Annotated in this window: 2 protein-coding genes and 1 pseudogene; 2 read left to right on the forward strand and 1 reads right to left on the reverse strand. The window is 67.4% G+C overall.

The window, feature by feature from the left end; translation table 11 throughout:
• Window positions 1-112 precede the first annotated feature (112 nt).
• Together ACFYY1_RS41925 and ACFYY1_RS41930 are read left to right on the forward strand one after the other, a co-directional pair.
• Window positions 113-845, forward strand: a pseudogene (locus tag ACFYY1_RS41925) (TniB family NTP-binding protein); the annotation flags it as partial.
• 150 nt (window positions 846-995) lie between these two features.
• Complete coding sequence (locus tag ACFYY1_RS41930; RefSeq protein ID WP_388595281.1) at window positions 996-1,322, forward strand: helicase associated domain-containing protein; 327 nt, start codon at window positions 996-998, stop codon at window positions 1,320-1,322.
• Here the strand turns inward: ACFYY1_RS41930 and ACFYY1_RS41935 are convergent.
• On the reverse strand, window positions 1,306-2,371 hold a 1,066-nt coding region (locus ACFYY1_RS41935), incomplete at its 5' end, for an Ig-like domain-containing protein (RefSeq protein WP_388595268.1). The genes ACFYY1_RS41930 and ACFYY1_RS41935 overlap by 17 nt on opposite strands.

The raw sequence follows: 2,371 nt of genomic DNA on the forward strand, positions 1-2,371 counted from the left end.
CCGCCGACTGCGCAAGCACAAGGTCTTTGGCTACCTCACCCCAGCCGAGACCCGACAGCGGCACCAACACGACCTCGCGGCATAAAGATCGAGTGCCCAAGATCACGGGGAAGCTTCAAAGACCACCGCCCTCCTGACCGTCGGACGGGCCTGCCACCTCGCCCACACCCAGCAGCACCCGGCACCGGACGGCCGCGTGCACGCACCGGTACCGGTCGCCTACGTTCTGGTGCCGCCCGCAGCGAGCGCGAAAACACTCGCGACGGAGTTCGCCCGCTACCTCGGTATCCCCGTCACCGGCCGGATGACGCAGGCCCAGATCACCGACGCCGTCTGCCACACCTACAACCAGGCCGGCGTGCGCCTGGTCCTCATCGACGAGATCCCCCGGCTCAACCCCCGCACCACCACCGGCGCGCAAACCGCAGACCTGCTGAAAGACCTCACCGAACGCATCCGGGCGACGTTCGTGTACGCGGGCATCGACGTCACCACCACTGCCCTTTTCTCCGGGGTACGCGGGGGCCCAACTCGCCGGGCGGGCTTCCCTCGTGGAATGCGGGCCGTTCCCCGCACGCATAGGGAAACACGAACCCTTCAGAGAACTGATCGCCGGGGTCGAAGCCGCCCTCGATCTACGTGCGCACCGGGCAGGGACACTGGCCCGCCACACCGCCTACCTCCACCAGCGGACCGCAGGACGGATCGGGAGCCTGACCCGGCTGATCCGCCAAGCCGCGATCACCAGCATTCTCGACGGGACCGAACGCATCACCAAGGCATCGCTGGAAACCATCCGCCTGGACCACCAAGCTGAAACCCACCACATCACCCGTGGCCGCTAACTCCGACCCCTCTGACCAGGCAGAACACCCCTGACCAGCAAAAACCCGAACGTGCCATTAGACGCGGACACCCATCTGCAACAACACCGTTAATTCTCAACAGAATTGAGATAGCACCAGGCCAGACCGGCTACGACCCCACCCGAAACCATCCCGAACAATTCTCACTCAACTTGCAGCACCCCAGCCCGGAACCACCCACACACCCCAACTCACACCAGGGCTGAATACGGGTTCCCGCTCGGGACACGGCTCGCCGACCAACGCAAAACCCACAAAGCCGGGCAACTGGATCCGGGGCGGGTGAAACAGCTGGCCGGGCTGGGCATGGTCTGGTCGCATCAGGACGTCGCGTTCGAGGAAGGACTCCACCTTCAGCGCGTCTTGATGGCACACCACCCCAGCAGACCAGCGGGTTCGGGGACCCGCCGGCCTGCGTCGTATCGAGGCAGGCTCAGGATCAGGACGGCTGGTTGACGATCTGGGTGGTCTTTCCCGTGGAGGGTGCGAAGGTGCCGGTACCGGAGTAGGTCGCGGTGACCGGGTAGGTGCCAGGGTTGACGGAGGTGAAGGTAGTAGTGGCGATGCCGTCTTTCAGGGGCAGGACCTGGGTCTCGCGGTCGGCCAGGGCGAGCGTGACGTATCCGGTGGGGGTGCCGGTGGCCGGGGGGACCACGGACACCGTGGCAGTGGTGGTGATCTTGTTTCCCGGCCTTGAGGGATTGGGGGACGTGGTCACCGCGGTGGTTGTCGCCGCGCCGCTGACGGTCTGGGTGTCTGTGCTGGTGGAGGGTGCGTAGCCCGTGTCGCCGCCGTAGGCGGCCGTGATCGAGAACGGGCTGCCTGTCGTGCCGCTGTACGTGGTCGTGGCCGTGGCCACTCCGTTCGCCAGCGCGGCGGGGACGGGCGCGGTGCCGTTCCCGAAGCTGAACGTCACAGTGCCGGTCGGCGTGCCGGACGCCGGCGTCGCGGCGGCCACCACGGCGGTGACGGCCACCTGCTGCCCGATCCCCGACGGATCCGGCGTGGAGGTGACCGTCGTGGTGCTCGTGGCCTGGTTGACCGTTTGTGTGCCGGTTCCGCTGGAGGTCGTGTAGCTGGTGTCGCCGCCGTACGCCGCGGTGACGGTGAAGAGGCTGCCGGAGCGCGTCGCATACGCATGGGTGAGCGTGGCGACCCCGTTAACGAGCGGAGCCGAATCACTGGCGGTCCCGTCGCCCCACGTGAAGGTGACTGTGCCCGTGGGGGTTCCCGTGGCGGGTGCCACCGGGGCCACGGTCGCGATGAGGGTGACGAGTTGACCCACCGCACACGGGTTCGGGGACGAGGTGAGCGCCGTCGTTGTCGTGGCCCGGTTGAGGATCTGGGTGTCGGTGCCGGTGGAGGGTGCGTGATCGGAGGAGCCGTTGTAGGCGGCGGTGACGGTGAACGGGCTGCCGGAGCGCGTCCCGTATGTATGGGTGAGGGTGGCAACCCCGTTGACCAGGGGTGCCGGGGCGGTCCCGGTGCCGTCGCCGAAGGTGAAG

This window comes from Streptomyces sp. NPDC001890 (assembly GCF_042891445.1).
Lineage (GTDB): Bacteria > Actinomycetota > Actinomycetes > Streptomycetales > Streptomycetaceae > Streptomyces.